The organism is Nocardia lijiangensis NBRC 108240 (assembly GCF_001613045.1).
GTDB classification, from domain to species: domain Bacteria; phylum Actinomycetota; class Actinomycetes; order Mycobacteriales; family Mycobacteriaceae; genus Nocardia; species Nocardia lijiangensis.
Genome location: NZ_BDBP01000001.1, coordinates 86,398 through 105,903, shown reverse-complemented (window position 1 = coordinate 105,903; position 19,506 = coordinate 86,398). Strand labels below are relative to the sequence as shown.

14 protein-coding genes and 1 pseudogene are annotated in these 19,506 nt (G+C 69.8%); 10 read left to right on the top strand and 5 right to left on the bottom strand.

What is annotated here, in order from left to right; all coding sequences use genetic code 11:
- Window positions 1–176: 176 nt before the first annotated feature.
- From NL1_RS00435 to NL1_RS00425, 3 genes are read right to left on the bottom strand one after another with little or no spacing between them, the layout of a single operon-like run.
- The gene (locus tag NL1_RS00435; protein ID WP_067832700.1) at window positions 177–2,669 is read right to left on the bottom strand and encodes an FtsX-like permease family protein; all 2,493 of its coding nucleotides are present in this window, start codon (window positions 2,667–2,669) and stop codon (window positions 177–179) included.
- Window positions 2,666–3,418, bottom strand: coding sequence for an ABC transporter ATP-binding protein (locus NL1_RS00430; RefSeq protein ID WP_067832698.1), 753 nt, complete (start codon window positions 3,416–3,418; stop codon window positions 2,666–2,668). Before NL1_RS00430 ends, NL1_RS00435 begins: the two co-directional genes overlap by 4 nt.
- 34 nt (window positions 3,419–3,452) lie before the next feature.
- The gene (locus NL1_RS00425) at window positions 3,453–3,773 is read right to left on the bottom strand and encodes a hypothetical protein (RefSeq protein ID WP_067832942.1); all 321 of its coding nucleotides are present in this window, start codon (window positions 3,771–3,773) and stop codon (window positions 3,453–3,455) included.
- Between the two features lie 191 nt (window positions 3,774–3,964).
- Here NL1_RS00425 and NL1_RS00420 point away from each other — a divergent pair, with 191 nt between their 5' ends.
- The 9 genes and pseudogenes from NL1_RS00420 to gatB all read left to right on the top strand — a co-directional run bounded on the left by NL1_RS00420 (window position 3,965) and on the right by gatB (window position 15,254).
- The gene (locus NL1_RS00420; protein ID WP_067832696.1) at window positions 3,965–5,341 is read left to right on the top strand and encodes a sensor histidine kinase; all 1,377 of its coding nucleotides are present in this window, start codon (window positions 3,965–3,967) and stop codon (window positions 5,339–5,341) included.
- Window positions 5,338–6,027, top strand: a complete 690-nt coding sequence (locus NL1_RS00415) for a response regulator (RefSeq protein ID WP_067832939.1) — start codon at window positions 5,338–5,340, stop codon at window positions 6,025–6,027. Before NL1_RS00420 ends, NL1_RS00415 begins: the two co-directional genes overlap by 4 nt.
- A 33-nt stretch (window positions 6,028–6,060) precedes the next feature.
- Window positions 6,061–6,912, top strand: a pseudogene (locus NL1_RS40365) (serine/threonine-protein kinase); the annotation flags it as partial.
- A gap of 1,807 nt (window positions 6,913–8,719) precedes the next feature.
- The gene (locus tag NL1_RS00405) at window positions 8,720–9,145 is read left to right on the top strand and encodes a hypothetical protein (RefSeq protein WP_156094580.1); all 426 of its coding nucleotides are present in this window, start codon (window positions 8,720–8,722) and stop codon (window positions 9,143–9,145) included.
- Window positions 9,146–9,670: 525 nt separating this feature from the next.
- Window positions 9,671–10,555 carry a serine hydrolase gene (locus NL1_RS00400; protein ID WP_067832690.1) on the top strand — a complete coding sequence of 295 codons (885 nt, stop codon included), beginning with the start codon at window positions 9,671–9,673 and terminating at the stop codon, window positions 10,553–10,555.
- A 149-nt stretch (window positions 10,556–10,704) separates the two neighbouring features.
- On the top strand, window positions 10,705–11,739 hold the full coding sequence (locus tag NL1_RS00395) for an ATP-dependent 6-phosphofructokinase (RefSeq protein ID WP_067832687.1): 1,035 nt from the start codon (window positions 10,705–10,707) through the stop codon (window positions 11,737–11,739).
- A gap of 32 nt (window positions 11,740–11,771) precedes the next feature.
- On the top strand, window positions 11,772–12,200 hold the full coding sequence (locus tag NL1_RS00390) for a hypothetical protein (protein WP_067832685.1): 429 nt from the start codon (window positions 11,772–11,774) through the stop codon (window positions 12,198–12,200).
- Between the two features lie 103 nt (window positions 12,201–12,303).
- Complete coding sequence (locus tag NL1_RS00385; protein ID WP_067832683.1) at window positions 12,304–13,683, top strand: alpha/beta hydrolase family protein; 1,380 nt, start codon at window positions 12,304–12,306, stop codon at window positions 13,681–13,683.
- Between the two features lie 65 nt (window positions 13,684–13,748).
- Entirely contained in the window at window positions 13,749–15,254 is a 1,506-nt protein-coding gene (gene gatB / locus NL1_RS00380; RefSeq protein ID WP_067832681.1) for an Asp-tRNA(Asn)/Glu-tRNA(Gln) amidotransferase subunit GatB, read from the top strand.
- 97 nt (window positions 15,255–15,351) lie between these two features.
- On the opposite strand, the gene NL1_RS00375 is transcribed toward gatB, so the two are convergent.
- Entirely contained in the window at window positions 15,352–16,455 is a 1,104-nt protein-coding gene (locus NL1_RS00375; RefSeq protein WP_067832679.1) for a PQQ-dependent sugar dehydrogenase, read from the bottom strand.
- Between the two features lie 179 nt (window positions 16,456–16,634).
- Between NL1_RS00375 and NL1_RS00370 the strand changes: the two genes are divergently transcribed.
- A complete protein-coding gene (locus NL1_RS00370) occupies window positions 16,635–17,474 on the top strand; it encodes a DoxX family protein (RefSeq protein ID WP_067832936.1) in 840 nt (279 codons plus the stop codon).
- Window positions 17,475–17,538: 64 nt separating this feature from the next.
- Here the strand turns inward: NL1_RS00370 and ilvD are convergent, their stop codons facing one another.
- Window positions 17,539–19,380, bottom strand: coding sequence for a dihydroxy-acid dehydratase (gene ilvD / locus NL1_RS00365; protein ID WP_067832677.1), 1,842 nt, complete (start codon window positions 19,378–19,380; stop codon window positions 17,539–17,541).
- Window positions 19,381–19,506 lie beyond the last annotated feature (126 nt).

Sequence of the window (19,506 nt, the reverse complement as noted above, 5' to 3'; positions counted from 1 at the left end):
GAGTCCGAATCCCCAGCTGCCGTTGCTGTCTACCGCGGACGAGCTGGCGGAGTGGTGAACGACGGCGCCATTTCGGCGGCGCTGCGAGGGTTGCGGCGGCGCCGCGTGGATGTCCGGCGGTGCCGGGATGATGTCGGCGCCGCGGCGATAGCGCAGCGCCGCCGACATCATCCCGCTCAGTCGACCGCCAACGCCTCCACGATCGGCATCCGCGCCGCACGCAATGCGGGCGGGATGGAGCCGAGCAGGGCGAGGCCGAGGGCGGCGGTGCCGTAGACCAGCAGCATCGGGCTCGGCTCGTAGACGATGTCGATGGTCATGGCGTGGCCGATGGCGACGGTGGCCAGATACTGGACCGCCGCGCCCACCGCGAGACCTATTGTCGCGCCGATGAGTCCGATGCCCGCCGCCTCGGCGAGCACCGAGCGCAGCAGGAATTTGCGGCTGGTTCCCATGGCGCGCAGCACGCCGAGTTCGCGGCGACGTTCGAGCACCGAGAGCATCAGGGTGTTCAGCAGCGCGATGGTCGCCACCAGCACGACGATCCACAGGATCGCCCGGCTCATCACCGAACCCTGCCGCATGCTGGACGAGATCGCGGTCACGGCGTCCGCGCCCGAGGTCACGTGGATCTGCTCCGGCACGGCGGCGCGGACGGCCGCCTGCACCGCGTCCGCGTCCGCGCCCGGCTCGGTCTCGATGGCCAGGAGGGTCTCGCCCGGTCGCTGATACCACTGCCGCAGGTATTCCACGTCCATCATGACGATGCCCGAGATCGCGGACATGTACGGGATCACCTGCAACACCTCGACCCGGTGCGGACCGGTCGGGGTCTGCAGGGTCAGCTCCGACCCGGTACTCACGTCGAGTGAGCGCGCCACGTCGCGAGAGATCACCACGCCCTCGCCGGTCGTCATGCGCGGCACCACATTCCGGTCGACGGAGCTCGAGCGCACCTCGCCCCGCACGGTCGGATAGCCCTGCAGCATGACGCGCCCGGTGCCGAGGGTGGCGAAGGCCATCTGCACGGGATTCACCTGTTCGACGCCGGGCACCTTCGCGATGGCGTCCTTCAGTTCGGCGGGCAGTACCGGTCCGGTCGGGAACTGCTCCATCGCCGTAGGACTCACATAGACGTCGGTGTTGCCGAGGTCCTCGAAGCTGGCGGTGGCCGAGTCGACCATGTTGGTGGACGCGCCGCCCATCGCCACGGTGGCGGACACGCCGATCAGCACGGTCATCGCCGTCGCCCAGACCCGGCGCGGCGCCCGTTCCAGGGTGGTCGAGCCGAGTGCGCCGGGTGCGCCGAAGCGGCGGGCGATCGCCGCGGCGGTGCGCACGATGGGTCCGGTGGCCGCGAAGCAGACGAGCACCGCCGCCGCGAACGACATCGTGATGGACCCGAGCGAAAGCCTGCCCAGGTCGGCCCTGGCGACGAGGACGGCAGCCACCGCCAGCCCGATGCCCACGATCGCCGCGGCCCAGCGCAGCAGCGGGCGAACCGAATCGGACTGGCCGACGCCGACCGGCGCCAGCGCCTCGATCGGCTGCACCTTGTAGACCTGCCTGGCGGCGAGAGCGGCGGCGATGACACTGGCCAGCACGCAGGCCGCCACCGCGGCCGGAATCGCGTAGCTCGGCACCATGTACTCGGTGCGCGCCTCCACCGACTGCACCATGGCGGCGGGCAGGCGGTCGATCGCAACGCGGCCCATGAACATACCGACGACCGCGCCGAACGCGCTGCCGAGCACGCCGAGCAACGCGGCTTCGGCCAGCAGATCGCGCACCATCGGGCCGCGCTTGCCGCCGATGGCGCGCAGCAGCGACAGCGTCGGCCTGCGTTGGGCGACCGCCATGCTCATCGCGTTGTAGATCAGGAACGCCGAGACGATCAGCGCGGCGGCCGAGGACATCAGTGTCGAGTAGCGGACGATCTGGATCGCCCCGCTAGCCTGCGCGGTGCGCAGATCCGGATCGGCGACGACGGCGCGCCCGTCCACCGCCGCGGTGAGCGCGGCGCGTAGCTCGTCGACGTCGGCGCCGTCGGCCGCGATGATCTGCACCGAGTCCAGCTTGCCGGCCCGGTCGGTCAGCTGCTGCGCCAATCCCAGTGGGGCGGCGATGATGTGGCCGCCGTTGAGCTTGTCCGACGCCTCGGCGTCGAGCACCCCCGCCACCGTGACGGTGCCCGTGCCGAGCGGGAACCGGTCACCCTCGGCGTGGCCCATCGCGGCGCCGACCAGCACGCCGTTGGGCGTGGTGACCAGTTTGCCTGCCTGTGCGCTCATCGGCCCGGTGAGTTCGCTGCCGAGCGCCGTGATGCTCGTGTCGGCGCCGAGCAGCAGCGCGCGATCCTCGCCCGCGCCGAGCTGTGCGCGCAGCATCGGCACCGCCGTGCCGACGCCAGGGGTCGCGGTGATGTGCGGCAGCAGTTGCTGATCGAAGCCCGCGTCGGTGATGCCGGTGATCTCCAGCACCGCCTTCCCGCCGAGCGCCTTGGCGAGCTGGTCCACCGACCCGGTCACCGAACCGGAGATGCTCAGCACCGCGACCAGCAGCGAGGCGGACACGCCCATCACCGTCAGGGACATGACGGTGCGCCCGCGATGTGCGAGCAGTTCGCCGATGTTGAACAGCCGCAGCCGATCCCATCCGGCCCGGATCATGCGTGCACCGAGCCCTCGTCCAGCGCCGAGCCCTCGTCCGGCTTGCTGCGGGCGTCGCGCTCGACCCGGTCGTTGGAGCCGATCTTGCCGTCGCGCAACGTGATCACCCGGTCGCAGTACTCCACCGCGCCCATGTCGTGGGTGACCATGACCACCGAATTGCCGTTGCTCGCAATGTCACCCAGCAGTTCCAGGATCGCCGCGCCGGTCTTGGAGTCCAGGTTGCCGGTCGGTTCGTCGGCCAGGATGAGCGGCGGATCCATGATCAACGCCCTGGCCACCGCGACCCGCTGCATCTGGCCGCCGGACAGTTCGGCGGGACGGTGCTCGGCCCGGTCGCTCAAACCGACGCGCTCGAGCAGTTCCAGCGCCTTCGGCTTGGCCTTGCGTAATCCCGTGCCGTCCAGCAACTTCGGGATCGCGACGTTCTCCCAGGCGGAAAGCGTCGGCAGCAGATTGAAGAACTGGAAGATGAAACCCACTTGGTGGCGACGGAACTCGGACTGCTGTTCCTCGTTCAGCGCGCCGATCTCGTTGCCCTGGAAGCGGATCGATCCGGCATCGGGACTGTCCAGTGCGCCGAGCAGATGCAGCAGCGTGCTCTTGCCGGAGCCGGACGGTCCGATGATGGACGTGAATTCGCCTGTCTCGATACGCAATCCGACCCCGTCGAGCGCACGCACCGTCTGGTCACCGACCCGGTACTGCTTGACGATGTGCGACAGTTCCAGCATGGCCGGTTCCGACATAGCCGGTCCCCCACTTTCTTTCGTCTCTCGGGTGCTATCGTGCCAGCGCCTCGGACATCAGATGGCGGCGACGATACTGGCAATCGAGCACCGCGCGCAGCGCAGGCTGTTCCGCAGCGAGCTCGAGATAGGCCTCGACCGCGGATTGCCCCTGCGTCAATGCCTGCTCCATTTTGACGTCCAAGTGCAGTTGCCACCGGTATCTCAGGGTGAGCAGCACACCCTCCGGGCCGCCGAACAGTCGATCCAGCCCCTCGATCCCCGCGAACAGGTCGGGGCTTTCGGGATCGACCGCGGCGCGGGCGAGCACGGTGTGCACGATTTCGGTCCGAGCGTGTTGATCTTCCCAGGACATGACATCGGCCTTTCGTGATGCGTCCGCCGCACCGCCGATCAGGCCGTACGGCGAGGATGCGGCCAACGCTACGGAGCGCGGGCCAGGGTGTCGTCGTGCCGCGGACGAGAATCGAACTCCTACCGTGGTAGGAGAGGCGGACCGTTCCCGGAACGATGCGTCCGCGTCGTTCGGCCGACTAGCCTGGCAGCATGGATGTGACGCAGGCCATCCCTTCGCCGGCGGGCGCCCGGCAGGCGGCTCCGTCGCGACAGCGCGGGCGTCCGCGAGATCGTGTCCGCGCGTTCGTGCGCGATCCGGTCGGAACGTTCCACCGCGCTGTGACGGAGCTGCCGTTCGACTATCCGCCGAAGGTGATCATCATCGCCGACATCATGACCTTCGTGATCGGCGTCGCGGCGACCGTGCAGCGGCACGACTACTTCCCGACCGCGTTGCCGTTGGTGGCCATGTTGCTGCTGTTCATCTCGCTCCCGGCGTTCTGCCTGTTCGGCGTCGTGCCCAATCCCGCAACCCTCGGCGTGTGTGGGATGGCCGCGGCGGCACTGTTCCTGCTCCAACCGGTCTCGACGGATTTCGCGCCGTTCGTGCTCGTCATTGTCGTCGGCGAGGTGGCGGCGATCGCGTCGGTGCGGGTCGGGGTCGCGGTGGCGGTCGCGGCGGTAGCCGAACTGGTGGCCTTCGACCTGTTCGGCCACGTGCTGTGGAGCGCCGACACCGAACGCTTCGAAGGACTGCCGATGTACAGCATCGGCATCTTGCTCGGGCTCCTGTGCGGACTGATGCTGCAGTACCAGCGCCGCTTCCTCTACCAGGAACGCCACTATCAGGACATGCGCGCGGCCCAGGCGGCCGAGGAGGAGCGCCGCCGGATCGCCCGCGAGGTGCACGACGTGATCGCGCATTCGCTGAGCATCACGCTGCTGCACCTCACCGCGGCCAGGCACGCGCTGGAAACCGACCGCGATGTGGACGAGGCGGTGGAGGCCCTTGTCGACGCCGAACGCCTCGGCCGCCAGGCGATGGCCGACATCCGGCGCACCGTGGGGGTGCTGGACAAGCGGCCCTCGAAGCTGGTCCCGGAACCGAGCGTCGGCGACATCGAAGACCTGGTCGGCGATTTCGTCCGTGCCGGACTCGACGTGCGGTACCGGTGCACCGACGATCTGTCCCCGGTGTCGGCGGCGGTGGGTCTTGCGCTGTATCGCATCGGTCAGGAGTCACTGGCCAACGTGGTCAAGCACGCGCCGGGCGCGACGGCGACCGTCCTGCTCGCGGTGGACGATGCCACGGCCGCGCTCACCGTGAGCAACACACTGCCCGGCGGACTGCCCGCCCAGCGTGGGCACGGCATGGGTCTGTCCGGCATGTGGCAGCGCGCGGAGCTGCTCGGCGGACGGCTGACCGCGGGACCCACCGAGGACGGCTGGTCGGTGCGCGCGGAGTTTCCGCTGGTCGCGACCAAGGCGTGGACGTCGTGTTCGCTGCCGGGGTTGTTCGTCGACGCCGTCGGCGTGCCACCGCCCGCCGGCTTCCGTGCGTGGAACGCCATGCGGGAGGGCGCGTGACAGCCGCAGCGCCGGACGCCGACGTCATCGCCGTCCTCGTCGTCGACGATCAGGAGCTGGTGCGCGGCGGACTGCGCCGCATCCTGCGCCGTCGCGACGGTTTCCTGGTGACCGAATGCGCCGACGGCGACGAGGTGCCCGCCGCGGTGGCCGCCGCCAAACCGGACGTGGTGCTGATGGATCTGCGGATGAAACGCGTCGGCGGCATCGACGCCACCCGGCTGCTACGCACCGTCGAGGGCGCGCCGCCGGTGCTGGTGCTCACCACGTTCGACGACGACCAGCTGCTGTCCGGCGCGCTGCGTGCGGGCGCCGCCGGGTTCATCCTCAAGGATTCACCCGCCGAGGACCTGATCCGCGCGGTGCGGATGGTAGCCACCGGCGGTGCGTGGCTCGATCCCTCGGTGACCGGCCGGGTGCTGTCGACCTATCGAACGGTCCGTCCGGTCAGCACCCGCGCCGACAGCAGGCTCGCGGACTTGACCGCGCGCGAGTACGAGGTGCTCGAACTCATCGGCCGCGGCCGCGCGAACGCGGAAATCGCCAGGCAGCTGGGGATCTCGGAAGTCACCGTGAAAAGCCATGTCGGACACATATTCGGCAAGCTCGACCTGCGAGATCGGGCGGCCGCGATCGTCTTTGCGTTTGACCACGGGGTGGTCGCACCCGGAGAATCCACTCTTTGACGGGCAGCCCGCAGCGATGGGTCGCCGCCTGGGATGTGGAGGTTGCACGGGGTGGTCGGACCGGGATGGCGAGTCGGTAGTCGGTTCGGGTCGTACGAGTTGCGCTCGCTGCTGGGCAAGGGCGGCATGGGCGAGGTCTACGAGGCCTACGACACGGTGAAGGACCGGGTGGTCGCGGTCAAGCTGCTGTCCGAGGAACTCGCCAAAGACCCGGTGTACCAGGTGCGTTTCCGCAGGGAATCGCAGGCCGCTGCCCGGCTCGCCGAGCCGCACGTCATCCCGATCCACGACTGGGGCGTGATCGACGGCGTCCTGTTCATCGACATGCGGTTGGTCAACGGGGTCGACCTACGCTCGATCCTGCGCGGGCAGGGGCCGTTGAGCCCGGAACGCGCCGTCTTCATCATCGAACAGATCGCCGCCGCGCTGGATGCCGCGCACGCCGACGGTTTGGTGCACCGCGACGTCAAACCCGCCAACATTCTCGTCACCGACGCCGACTTCGCCTACCTGGTCGATTTCGGCATCGCCCACACCGAGGGCGACTCGGCGGTGACCCAGGTCGGCATGGCGGTCGGCTCCTACATCTACATGGCGCCGGAGCGTTTCGACGTCGGTCCGGTGACCGGTCGCGCCGACATCTACTCGCTGGCCTGCGTACTGCACGAATGCCTCACCGGGGCAACGCCGTTCCCGGCGGCGAGCATGAGCGTGCTGATCAAGTCCCATCTGTCCGATCCGCCGCCGCGGCCGAGCGCCGAACGCGCGGGAATCACGCCCGGCCTGGACGACGTGATCGCCCGCGGCATGGCGAAGGATCCCGCGGACCGTTTCGCGTCCGCGAGCGAGCTGGCGCGCGCGGCCCGCGCGGTGGTGGGATCGCCGTCGCCCGCCGCGCCCGGACCGACCTTCGTCGTGCGCGCGCCCGATCCCGCCAGGTTCGGGAAATCGGATCCGACCGGGCGCGGGGCGGTGCCGCCGGAAGCCACCGGGGAGTTGTCGGTTCCCGCGATCATCCATCCGACCGCACCGACCGAGATCCGTCCCGCCGACATCCAGTTCACCCCGCTGCCGCCCCAGCAGACCCCGGCGCCGCCGACCGGACCGCTGCCGCAGGTGCGGCCGTTCCCCGACGCGCACCTGTACCCGGAGTCCCAGCGGTACGCCGAACCCCAGTACACCGAGAACCAGTACGCCGAAACCCAGTACAACGAAACCCAGTACAACGAACCCCGGTACGCGGATCAGTACCCGGCGTCCGAGCCCGCGCAGTTCACCGCGCCGGAGACCCAGCGCTACGCGTCCCCGGTCCCCGAAATACCGCAGGCCGCGCCGGAGACCCAGCGCTACGCGTCCCCCGTCCCCGAAATACCGCAGGCCGCGCCGGAGACCCAGCGCTACGCGTCCCCCGTCCCCGACGTGCCGCAAGCCGCACCGGAGACTCAGCGCTACCCGGAATCGCCGTTCGCCCCGCCGCCCCAGCCGCGGCACGGCGCGCAACCCGTCCCGCAGCCGACCTACGCGGATTACGCCGCGCAGGGACCGGGCGGCGAACAGTATCCGCCGCACGGGTACGACGCCTACGGCGAACGCTACGACCCCTACTCCCCGTCGGAGCCGCGGCGGTCCGTCGTGCTGCCCCTGCTGTTCGCGGTGCTGGTGATCGTCGTGGTCACCGTCTCGGGCGCGGTCGTCTGGCAGACGATGAGCTCCCGTGATGCGCCGGCCAACACCGCCTCCGAAGGCAAGGCGGGCGCGTCCCTGACCTCGGCGCGCGTGCCCGCGGCCTCGGCCGCGCCGACGACGACCGCCCGGACCTCGACGTCGGCGACCTCGGCCACCCTCCCCGCCGGCGCGACACCCTGCGGCGCGGGACAAGCATCCGGCGCCTTCTCCAGGGCCGCCATCGGCAACTCGGTCACCAGCTGCCCGTTCGCCGAGGAAGTGCGCAAGGCCTACACCGCGGCGGGCAGCACGGGCGGATCGCGGTCGGTGGTGGCCACGAGCCCGGTCACCGGCCGGGCCTACACGATGACCTGCGCGGCCGACGGCCAGGTCGTGACCTGCACCGGCGGTGAGAACGCGGTGGTCTACGTCTACTGAAGCCGTCCGCGCCGACGGACAACGAGCGAATCAGCGCAAGGGCGGCAAACTTCGATCGCCGTGGGCCGTGATGAGCCGCGGGAATGCCGCTGCCGATCAGGCGTTCGAGCCGTGACCGGACCGGTTCGACTGGACCGGAATCTGTCGACACCGTTCACAGCTACCTGGCAGCGACGCGCATATCGGGATGCTCGCTGCCGACGGAAGTCTGTGTAGCTCGCAGGCTGGCTCAGACTGCGGAGGCCGAGAACGGGGATCGTCCGAGGCCGAGGAAGTACGGGGATCGTCCGAGGCCGAGAAGGGAGAACATGCCTCCGGCCGGGATCGTCGGCGTGCGAGGCATGCCTGCCGCGGTCGAGGTCGTTAGGCGTGGAGACCCGCGGGAGTCGTCGCTCTCCGGCCGACGGAGGACACGGCAATCGGTAACGGCGTAATGTTGCCAGACGCCGCAGCGATCGATTGGTTAACTTCCAGCGACCCTCCAGGAGGTGCGATGTCCGCCCTCTCGTCGATCGTCCGCTCTCTGTCCTCCGGCTCGGGGCATCGACCCCCGAGGCGGCCAGGCGGCGCTCCGTCGAGGGTGTCGGACGTGTGGACCGTCGTACTGGGAGCGGCGCTGGCCCTCGCGGCCTGTCTCGTTCTGTTCGGCTTTGCCGGACCGCGGACGTCGTCGGGCGATCGTCCGGACCGTACCGCCGCGTCGCTCAGTGACCCGGCCGATCTCGTCCTAGAGTCCGAACTCGCGGGCGCCGATCTCGTCGCCGCGGCGAGCCAGGATGATCTCGGGCGATATCGAACGGCTCTCGATCTCGCCGACGCCGCCTGCGTGGAGGATCGGCGCGCGACGGCGGGTCTCGCGATCCACGGCACCCGATTGGTGGAGCAACGCGGCGGCCGCACGACGGCGCTGGAGGTGTTACGCCGCGTCGCGATGACGATTCCCGCGGAACTCGCGCCGTTGCGGTGCGCGCCGATCGTCGGGTCGTTGGCGGTGCTGATGACCTATGGTCCATGACGTGTCGACGAATTCCGTTGGCGGCCAGCCGTCGAGTGTCATAGGCCCTGTGCTGCGGTGATGTCGGCAGGGTATCGACGGGCATTGCGAAAAGTGAAATTTCGAGGGATCACAACGGGCGAGTTCCAGGTAGGATCGGCCGCCAGCAATACGCGCGTGTCGGTACCGATTCCGACCGCCCGGCGAAGCCTGGCTGGAAGGTGAAGGTGCTCCGACCTGTTTGTCCCGATGTCCCTGCCTGGTTCGGACACCGCGAGCATGCTCGCGCGTCCGTGTCCGCGCGGCCGCGTGTCGTGTGCCGCGCCCAGCGGGCCCGAAACCGTCTGGTCCCCAACCTCGCTGGTCCGCGCCCCGAGTGCCGGGGAGATGTCCCACGGCCCGATGGTTTGTGGAATCGGCGGCAGCAGTACGTCATAGGCCTCCCTCCGGCGAAAATGGGTGATCGACACGAGCTCCCAGTACGGTGTCGAGACGCCCTGCTGACACCGAGACCGGGCGTAGTTCGCAACGAGGATGTGCCGAAAGATGTCTACTGATCGATGCGGGCGCCTCGGCAAGGCGCTGGGTGCCGGCTTGCTCGCCGTGGCGATGCTGACCTCGTGCAGCGCAGGATCCAGCGGCGACTCCGCCGAGGCGACGACCATCACCGAGGCCGCCTCGCGCAGCGACCAGATGAACCTGGAGTTCACGCTGCCGGGCACGCTGGCGGCGGACTTCCTGGAATTGCGTGCCGAGCTGCGCGGCCATTTCGGCATGGTGGCCATGCCCGTGGGTGGCGATCGGATATTGACCTTCGGCGACTGGACCACCGGACCCGCCTGGTCGACCATGAAGGTGCCGCTGGTCATCGCCGCGCAGCGCCGCAATCCCGACGTTTCGAGCTACGCCATGACGCTCGCCATCACTTCCTCCGACAATGCCGCGGCCGACACGCTGTGGCAGGGCCTCGGCAGTCCGCAGGAGGCGGCCAAGGCCGTCGAGGCGGTGCTGCGCGAGGGCGGCGACAGCAAGACCGCGGTGCCCGCGACGCGCAGCCGCGCCGAGCATTCGGCGTTCGGCCAGGCGGAATGGTCGCTGATCGAGCAGGCCCGTTTCGCCTCACGGCTGCCCTGCCTGCCGGAGTCGGACACCGTGGTGGACCTGATGGCCGAGATCGTCCCGAACCACCGCTGGGGCCTCGGCGCCTTCCGCGGCGCGGAGTTCAAGGGCGGCTGGGGACCCGACGCCTCCGGCAACTACCTGGTGCGTCAGTTCGGCATCATCGACGGTCCCACCGGGAAGATCGCCATCGCCTTTGCCGCCCAACCCGAATCGGGCTCGTTCTCGGAAGGCATGAGTGCGCTGGACAAGATGGCCACGCTGATCTCCGACCACCTCGACGAACTGACCGGCGGCAAGTGCCGTCCCTGAGTGGCGCGCCGAACCACAGCCATCGAAGCACCGCCCAAAGGCGCAGGTACTCCCGACACACGCGGTGAATGCCGTGCTGAGCGGGACGTAACCCAGGGTTCACGGGGGCGGGGCTGCCGGATGCCGCCGAGCGGTGCAAGATAGCGGCCATGCGCATCGGAGTCTTGACCGGAGGCGGGGACTGTCCAGGACTGAACGCGGTCATCCGTGCCGTCGTTCGCACCGCGAACGGACGGTACGGGGACGCGATCGTGGGCTTCCAAGACGGCTGGCGCGGCCTATTGGAAGACCGGAAGACCAACATCCTCAACGACGACCGCACCGACCGGCTGCTCACCAAGGGCGGCACCATGCTCGGCACCGCACGCACCAATCCCGACGTTCTGCTGGCCGGGCTCGGCCAGATCAAACAGACGCTCGACGACAACGGCATCGAAGCACTCATACCCATCGGCGGCGAAGGCACCCTCACCGCCGCCAGCTGGCTGTCCGAAGAGGGCGTCCCCGTGGTCGGCGTGCCCAAGACCATCGACAACGACATCGACTGCACCGATGTCACATTCGGCCACGACACCGCACTGTCCATCGCCACCGAGGCGATCGACCGCTTGCACACCACCGCCGAATCGCACCAGCGCGTGATGCTGGTCGAGGTGATGGGCAGGCACGCGGGCTGGATCGCGATCAACTCCGGCATGGCCGCGGGCGCGCACCTGACCTTGGTTCCCGAGGTCCCGTTCGACGTGGACGAGGTCTGCGCCATGATCAAGCGCCGCTTCCAGCGCGGGGACAAGCACTTCATCTGCGTCGTGGCCGAAGGTTCGCATCCGGCGCCGGACTCCGGCTTCGCGCTGCGCGAAGGCGGCATCGACGAGTTCGGGCACGAGCGATTCACCGGCGTCGCCCAGCAGCTCGGCGCCGAGATCGAACGCCGCATCGGCAAGGAGGTGCGCACCACCGTGCTCGGCCACGTCCAGCGCGGCGGCAGCCCGACCCCCTACGACCGGGTGCTGGCCACCCGGTTCGGCCTGCACGCCGCCGAGGCGGTGCACGCGGGGCGGTTCGGTCAGATGGTCGCCCTGCACGGCACCGCCATCGAGCTGGTGCCGCTCGCGGAGGCCACCAAACAGCTCAAGCGGGTGCCCGCCGACCGCTACCGCGAAGCGGAGGCGTTCTTCGGCTGACACCCGCTCCGGCGGCAATTACGCTGGCCGCCATGGGTCTTGCCATCGACGATCTGCCCGCCGACACCGCCGCCGTGCTGCGCCGCCGGGCCCGCGCCGCGGAACTTCCCGTCGCCGAGTACCTGCGCGCGGAGCTCGTCGCGCGGGCCACGATGCGCGCACCGGAGGACGCGGTCGTCGAGTTCCTGGAGTCGGAGGGGCGCGATATCACGCCCGAGATCGACCGGGACTCGTCGGCGCTCGTGACGGTCTACAACCTGCCCGCCGAGACGCTGACCGTGCTCGGCAGGCGGGCTCGCGCCGCCGGATACCCGCTCGGCGACTACGCCCGGCGCGAGCTGATCGCGTCGGGGCGGCGCCGCACGGTCGAGGACGCGATGCTCGAGTTCGAAGAGGTCGCGGACCCGGGCATGGATATGGCGGCGGTCGCGGACGCGGTGCGGTACGCGCGCGGGGAGTGATCGTCCTCCGGGATCTTCTGGACGCCAGATCATTCCCGCGGCGTACGGTCCGTGCGACTAGCGGTTGATCCGGATCGAGCCTGGTCGTGGGTACTGTCGCTGCATGCGTACCGGTCGAGTGCTCGCAGTGGTCGTGTTCGTGGTCGCCGCGCTGGTGGCGAGCTGTACGGAGGAATCGAACCCGCCGGAACCGACCACCGGTGACTGGCACGGTGCGATCGAGATCCCCGGCCAGCCACTCGACATCGGGGTGACCTTCGCGGGTGACGGCACCGCTACCATCGACATTCCGCTGCAGGGCGTGCAGGACGAACCGCTGAAGGACGTGAAATCCGATCGCGGCGGCGTCGCCTTCGCCATTCCGAATATTCCCGGCGACCCCGCGTTCAAGGGCAACTACGACGCGGGCTCCGACCGGATCACCGGTGATTTCACCCAGTTCGGACAGCGGTTCCCACTGACACTCGAGCGTGGCGCCGTGGCGCAGCTCGCCCGGCCGCAGGAACCGAAACCGCCGTTCCCGTACCGCTCGGAGGACGTGAGCTACCCCAGCGGCGACATCACCATCGCGGGCACCCTCACCGAACCCGAAGGCGCCGGGCCGTTTCCCGCGGTGCTGCTGGTCACCGGCAGCGGCCCGCAGGACCGCAACGAAGAACTGATGGGCCACAAGCCCTTCCTGCTGCTTGCCGACACCCTCACCCGCGCGGGCTACGCGGTATTGCGCACCGACGACCGCGGCGTCGGCGGCACCGGCGGCAAGCTGGACGTGGCGAACTACACCGACCTGTCCAACGACGTCGCCGCGGGCGTGCGCTTCCTGCGTGCCCGCCCCGACATCGACCCGGCGCGCGTCGGGCTGCTCGGCCACAGCGAGGGCGGCTACCTCGCGCCGATGGTCGCCGCGCGCCCCGACAGCGGCGTGGCCTTCGTGATCCTGATGGCGGGTCCCACGGTGCCCGGCGGCGAGGTATTGATCGAACAGACCAGGGCGCTGCTGGCCGCCAACGGCGCGTCCCCCGAAGAGATCGATGAGCAGGTGCGCGGGACCGCCGAGATGGTTGCGTTGCTGAAGGCCGGTGACCTCGAAGGGGCCAAGGCCTTGGCGAAGCGCAACAACGCCGAGCTGCCCGAGGACCAGCGTGTGCCGGACGACCAGGTCGGCGCGGAGATCACCCCGTATTTCGCCGCGCTCGTCGCCCACGATCCCGCGCCCGCGCTGTCCGCGCTGCGGATCCCGGTGCTTGCGTTCTTCGGCGACAAGGACCTTCAGGTGCTCGCCACGCAGAACGAGCCGCCCGCCCGCCCGCTGCTCGCCGGTGATCCGGATGCCACCGTGCACGTCTTCCCCGGCCTCAACCATCTGATGCAGCCCACCCAGACGGGCCTGCCCAGCGAGTACACCGCCATCGAGACGACGATCGATCCGCAGGTCCTCACCTATGTGACGAACTGGCTCACCCAGCGGTTCCCGACGAAGTAATTCACCCAGCCCGAACCGCGGAGGTCGGCGCGGTGCCGACCGGACGCTTACCTAGACTGATCGGCATGAGCACAACCACCGTCGAGCTGATGGACTACACCGACGTCATCGCCCGGTACGAGCCGGTGCTCGGCATGGAGGTCCACGTCGAGCTGTCCACCGCGACCAAGATGTTCTGTGGCTGCGCCACCGAATTCGGCGCGCAGCCCAACACCCAGGTGTGCCCGGTGTGCCTCGGCCTGCCCGGTTCACTGCCGGTGGTGAACCGGCAGGCCGTGGAATCGGCGATCCGCATCGGCCTGGCGCTGAACTGCTCGATCACCCCGTGGGGCCGGTTCGCGCGGAAGAACTACTTCTACCCCGACCAGCCGAAGAACTACCAGATCAGCCAGTACGACGAGCCGATCGCCACCAACGGCCACCTGGACGTGGTGCTCGACGACGGCAGCATCTTCCGCGTGGACATCGAGCGCGCCCACATGGAGGAGGACACCGGCAAGTCCGTGCACATCGGCGGCGCCACCGGCCGCATCCACGGTGCGAGCCACTCGCTGCTCGACTACAACCGGGCGGGCGTGCCGCTCATCGAGATCGTCACCAAGCCGATCACCGGCGCGGGGGAGCGGGCGCCGGAGGTGGCTCGCGCCTACGTCACCGCGCTGCGGGATCTGCTGAAGGCACTGGACGTTTCGGACGTCAAGATGGAGCAGGGTTCGCTGCGCTGCGACGCCAACGTCTCGCTGATGCCGATCGGGGCCACCGAATTCGGCACCCGCACCGAGACCAAGAACGTCAACTCGCTCAAGAGCGTCGAGGTCGCGGTGCGCTTCGAGATGCGCCGCCAGGCCGCCGTGCTGGCCGAGGGCGGCAGCATCGTGCAGGAGACCCGGCACTTCCACGAGACCGACGGCAGCACCTCACCGGGCCGTCGCAAGGAAACCGCGGAAGACTACCGCTACTTCCCCGAGCCCGACCTCGAACCCGTCGCGCCCGACGCGGCATGGGTCGAGGAACTGCGCACCACCATCCCCGAATACCCGTGGCTGCGCCGGGCCAGGATCCAGGCCGACTGGGGCTGGTCGGACGAGGTCATGCGCGACGTGGTGAACGCGGGCGCGCTCGACGCCATCATCGCCACCGTCGAGGCGGGCGCCCCGGCCAACGAGGCGCGCTCCTGGTGGGTCAACTACCTCACCGAGAAGGCCAAGGAACGCGAGGTCGGTCTCGAGGACCTGCCCATCACCCCGGAGCAGGTGGCCGAGGTGACCAAGCTGGTCGAGGCCAAGACCGTCAACAGCAAGGTCGCCAAGCAGGTCGTCGATTTCGTGCTCGCCGGTGAAGGCGAGCCCGCCGCGATCGTCGAGGCCAAGGGCCTCGGCATGGTCAGCGACGACAGCGCCCTGCAGGCCGAGGTCGAGAAGGCGCTCGCCGCCAACCCCGACATCGCCGAGAAGATCCGCTCCGGCAAGGTGCAGGCCGCGGGCAAGATCGTCGGCGACGTCATGAAGGCGACCCGCGGCCAAGCCGACGCCGCGCGCGTCCGCGAACTCGTCCTCGCCGCCTGCTCCTGACCCGACACGACGCGCCGCCCGCAACCTCTTCGGTCGCGGGCGGCGCGTTCGTCTGCGGGGACGCCGGGCCCGCGTAGCGGTCGGCGCGAGAACTGATCTAGTCCGGTCCGGTGCCGCCCGCGCTCTGCGGCGGAATGCGGACGACGCGGTCGTCGTTGGGGCCGGGCTGCCCGTCGGTCTTGTTGACAGTGCCGACCCAGACGTTGCCGTCGGGGCCGATGGTCGCGCCGCCGAGCTGGCCGTAGCGGTCCTGGGCGAGCAGGGTGGGGGCCGTGGTCACCGCGCGGGTGTTCTCGTCGGCCGCCGCGATCGCGAGCGCCTTGGCGTTGGTCAGCGAGACCGCCACACCGTCGGCTGCGGCGGCGCAGCCCGCGACGCCCGGCCGGTCCGGCCAGGTCCACGCGATGCCGACCGAGCCGTCCGGACCCAGCCGTTGCAGCCGGTCCTCGACGGGGGTGCGGTCGGTGAACCAGATGCTGTCCTTGCCGTCGCGGCACAGATCACCCGCAATACCGATGCCCGAGACCGCGACCTCCGGCGCCGCCGCACCGCCGGGCGCGGGCGAGTTCACCCGTAGCAGCTTGCCCGCCAGGGAGGACGGGGTCGAGGCCAGTCCGGGGTTGCCCGCGTCGCCGGTCAGCACCAGCAGCTGGCTGGGGCTCGCCCATTCGATCGCGCCGTGATTACCGCTGGCGCCCTTGGGGATTCCGGTGAGGATGTCCTTGGGCGGGCCGCCCTCCGCGATGCGGACGACGCGGTTGTCGCTTGCGGTGGTGATGTACGCGTAGAGCAGACCGTCCTCGCGGTAGGTGGGCGAGAGCGCGATATCGCTGAGTCCGCCGTCGGCCGAGCCGTCCACGTCCAAGCGTGCGATCTCGACCGGCGGCTGATCCGGATCGATCACCCGCAGGATGCGGCCGGTGCGCCGCTCGGCGACCAGCGCACCCTCGGCGACGCCGACCATCCCGGCGGTGGTGTCCAGGCAGGTCGCGACCACGGCCGGGTCGGGGTCGATGCAGGGTCCGCTCGGGCGGGTCGTCGACGGTGGCCCCTGCTTCGGCGGCTTGGGGTCCGCGGGACTGAACGTCGGCTCGGGGGTGAACGGGCTCGACGCGGAATCGTCGAACCGGGCGCACCCGGCGAGCAGAGCGGATCCGAGCGCCAGACTCAAGGCGAGACGCCCCACGACAACCAACCTCATGCCCCAGACGTTACGGAAATACCGTCGCCGCCGCCGCTCCCGGGTGCGTGTTGACACGCCACAATCACGTCGACTCCCGCCGCCGCGTGGTGCGACATAGGGTGTACACCCATGAGCGAGCGAAGTATCGGCACCGCGCATTCACCGAACACGGCGCCGAGGGGCAGCGAGGCCCGGCCGTGACCGACAAGCCGAATCAGACTCCCACCGCCCCGGTCACGGGCGAGCAGCCCGCCACGGGGCGTACGGTCACCAGTCCGTTCGATTCGCCGACCCAGCAGCTCCCCGTGGTGGACATGACCAAGCCGCGCCCGGGCGATGTGCCCCGCACCGACGACGAACTCGGCCTCGACCCCGACGTGCCGAGCGTCCAGCAGGTCGAATCCGGCGAGTCCGCGTACTCCTACGCCAGCATCCCGCCCGCCGCCAACCCGCCCGGCGAGCCGAGCAAGGTGGCGCTGCGCCGCGCCGCCGAAAACCGGCGCGGCACCCTCGATCTCGGCCTGCTCCTGCTGCGGCTGGTGGTCGGCGCCACCTTCGTCTACCACGGTCTGCAGAAGCTCACCGGCTGGTTCCACGGCTCCGGCCTGGACGGCACCCGCGACATGTTGGCCGACGGCGGCTGGGACCACTCGATCGTCGCCACGCTGCTGCTCGTCGCGGGCGAGATCGGCGGCGGCGCGCTGCTGATCCTCGGCCTGGCCACCCCGCTCGCCGCGGGCGCGGTGCTCGCCGTGATCCTCGACGCCTGGGCGTGGAAGCAGGGCATTCTCCCTGGCTTCCAGTACAAGGGCTCGGTCCCCACGGGCGTCGAACTCGAGACGATCCTCGCGGGCGCGGCCGCCGCCGTCATCCTCACCGGTCCCGGCCGCTGGTCCCTCGACCGCAGCCGCAGCTGGGCCACCCGCCCCGCCTACGGCTCCTTCGCCGCCTTGGCGCTCGCCATCGCAGCCGCCGCAGTCACCTACTGGTACCTGCACGGCGGCAACCCCCTCACCGGCATCGGCCCCTTCGACTGACCTCCGTCCCGAACAACGCGAAGGCCCCCGATGCGGAACCGGGGGCCTTCGTCGTGTGGGTCGATCAGGGCACGTGGCGGACGGCGCCCTTGTCGGCCGAGGTGGCCAGGGCGGCGTAGGCGCGCAGGGCGGTGGTGACGGGGCGGTCGCGGTCGACGGGCTGCCAGGGGCGCTCGGAGGCGTCCATCTTGGCGCGGCGCTCGGCGAGGACGGCGTCGTCGACGAGCACCTCGAGGGTGCGGGTGGCGACGTCGATGCGGATCTGGTCGCCGTTCTCGATGAGTCCGATCACGCCGCCGCTGGCCGCCTCGGGGGAGATGTGGCCGATCGACAGACCCGAGGTGCCGCCGGAGAAGCGGCCGTCGGTGATCAGCGCGCACTGCTTGCCGAGGCCCGAGCCCTTCAGGAATGCGGTGGGGTGCAGCATTTCCTGCATGCCGGGGCCGCCCGCGGGACCCTCGTAGCGCACGACGATCACATCGCCCGGCTTGATCTGCTTGGCGAGGATGACCGACACGGCCTCCTCCTGCGATTCCACGACGACGGCCGGGCCCTGGAAGGTGAAGAGGTCTTCATCTATGCCCGCGGTCTTGAGGATCGCGCCGTCCGGTGCGATGTTGCCGCGCAGCACGACAAGACCGCCCTCGACGGTGTAGGCGTGCTCCTTGTCGCGGATGCAGCCGCCCGCGGCGTCGGTGTCCAGCGAGGACCACCGGTTCTCCGTGGAGAACGGCTCGGTGGTGCGGACACCGCCGGGCGCTGCGTGGAACAGCTCGATGGCCTCGTCGGATGCCTTGCCGGAGCGGATGTCCCAGGTGTCGAGCCATTCGTCGAAGCTCGCGGTGTGCACGGTGGTCACGTCGGGATCGAGCAGTCCGGCGCGGCGCAGCTCGCCGAGGAGAGCGGGGATGCCGCCCGCCCGGTGCACGTCCTCCATGTGGTAGTCGGAGTTCGGCGACACCTTGGACAGGCAGGGCACCTTGCGGCTGATCTCGTCGATGGTGCTCAGATCGAAATCGATCTCGCCCTCCTGGGCGGCGGCGAGGGTGTGCAGCACCGTGTTGGTGGAACCGCCCATCGCCACGTCGAGCGCCATCGCGTTGTGGAACGCCTTCTCGTTGGCCACGTTTCGCGGCAGCACCGAGGCGTCGTCCTCGCGGTACCAGCGGTTGGCGATGTCGACGATCACCCGGCCCGCCTTCTCGAACAGCGCGCGACGGGCGGCATGCGTGGCGAGCGTGGAGCCGTTGCCGGGCAGCGCGAGACCCAGCGCCTCGGTGAGGCAGTTCATCGAGTTGGCGGTGAACATGCCCGAGCAGGAGCCGCAGGTCGGGCAGGCGCTGCGCTCGACCTCGTCCAGCCCCTCCTCGCTGACGTTGCTGTTGGCGCTGGCCGAGATCGCGGTGATCAGGTCCGTCGGCGCCTGCGCGACACCGCCGACCACGACGGCCTTACCGGCCTCCATCGGACCGCCGGAGACGAACACGGCCGGGATGTTGAGCCGCATGGCGGCATTCAGCATGCCCGGAGTGATCTTGTCGCAGTTGGAGATACACACCAGCGCGTCGGCGGTGTGCGCGTTGGCCATGTATTCCACGGAGTCGGCGATGATCTCGCGGGAGGGCAGCGAGTAGAGCATGCCGCCGTGGCCCATGGCGATACCGTCGTCCACGGCGATGGTGTGGAATTCGCGCGGCACGCCACCCGCGGCGCGGACCGCCTCGGCCACGATCTCGCCGACGTCCTTCAAATGCACGTGGCCGGGCACGAACTGGGTGTAGGAGTTCGCGATCGCGACGATCGGCTTGCCGAAGTCGGAGTCGGTGAGACCGGTGGCCCGCCACAGCGCGCGTGCGCCTGCGGCGTTGCGTCCGGCGGTGGTGGTGCGTGAACGAAGCGGTGGCATGAGTGGTCCTCGAGGGGGTCGCGGGGGCTGTCGTGCGACTGCGCGGAGTTCGCTCGGCGTGCGCAGAGCTTGTTCGGCGGCTGCTCCACGGTACTCCCGGGGGTGCCGGGCCGATTTCGCCGGTCG

Excerpts from the sequence above, each read along its gene's own strand:
- NL1_RS00385 (WP_067832683.1), top strand. The coding sequence starts at position 12,304 with ATGCGTACCGGTCGAGTGCTCGCAGTGGTCGTGTTCGTGGTCGCCGCG.
- NL1_RS00400 (WP_067832690.1), top strand. The coding sequence starts at position 9,671 with ATGTCTACTGATCGATGCGGGCGCCTCGGCAAGGCGCTGGGTGCCGGC.
- NL1_RS00430 (WP_067832698.1), bottom strand. The coding sequence starts at position 3,418 with ATGTCGGAACCGGCCATGCTGGAACTGTCGCACATCGTCAAGCAGTAC.
- gatB (WP_067832681.1), top strand. The coding sequence starts at position 13,749 with ATGAGCACAACCACCGTCGAGCTGATGGACTACACCGACGTCATCGCC.
- NL1_RS00390 (WP_067832685.1), top strand. The coding sequence starts at position 11,772 with ATGGGTCTTGCCATCGACGATCTGCCCGCCGACACCGCCGCCGTGCTG.
- NL1_RS00425 (WP_067832942.1), bottom strand. The coding sequence starts at position 3,773 with ATGTCCTGGGAAGATCAACACGCTCGGACCGAAATCGTGCACACCGTG.
- ilvD (WP_067832677.1), bottom strand. The coding sequence starts at position 19,380 with ATGCCACCGCTTCGTTCACGCACCACCACCGCCGGACGCAACGCCGCA.
- NL1_RS00420 (WP_067832696.1), top strand. The coding sequence starts at position 3,965 with ATGGATGTGACGCAGGCCATCCCTTCGCCGGCGGGCGCCCGGCAGGCG.
- NL1_RS00435 (WP_067832700.1), bottom strand. The coding sequence starts at position 2,669 with ATGATCCGGGCCGGATGGGATCGGCTGCGGCTGTTCAACATCGGCGAA.
- NL1_RS00375 (WP_067832679.1), bottom strand. The coding sequence starts at position 16,455 with ATGAGGTTGGTTGTCGTGGGGCGTCTCGCCTTGAGTCTGGCGCTCGGA.
- NL1_RS00395 (WP_067832687.1), top strand. The coding sequence starts at position 10,705 with ATGCGCATCGGAGTCTTGACCGGAGGCGGGGACTGTCCAGGACTGAAC.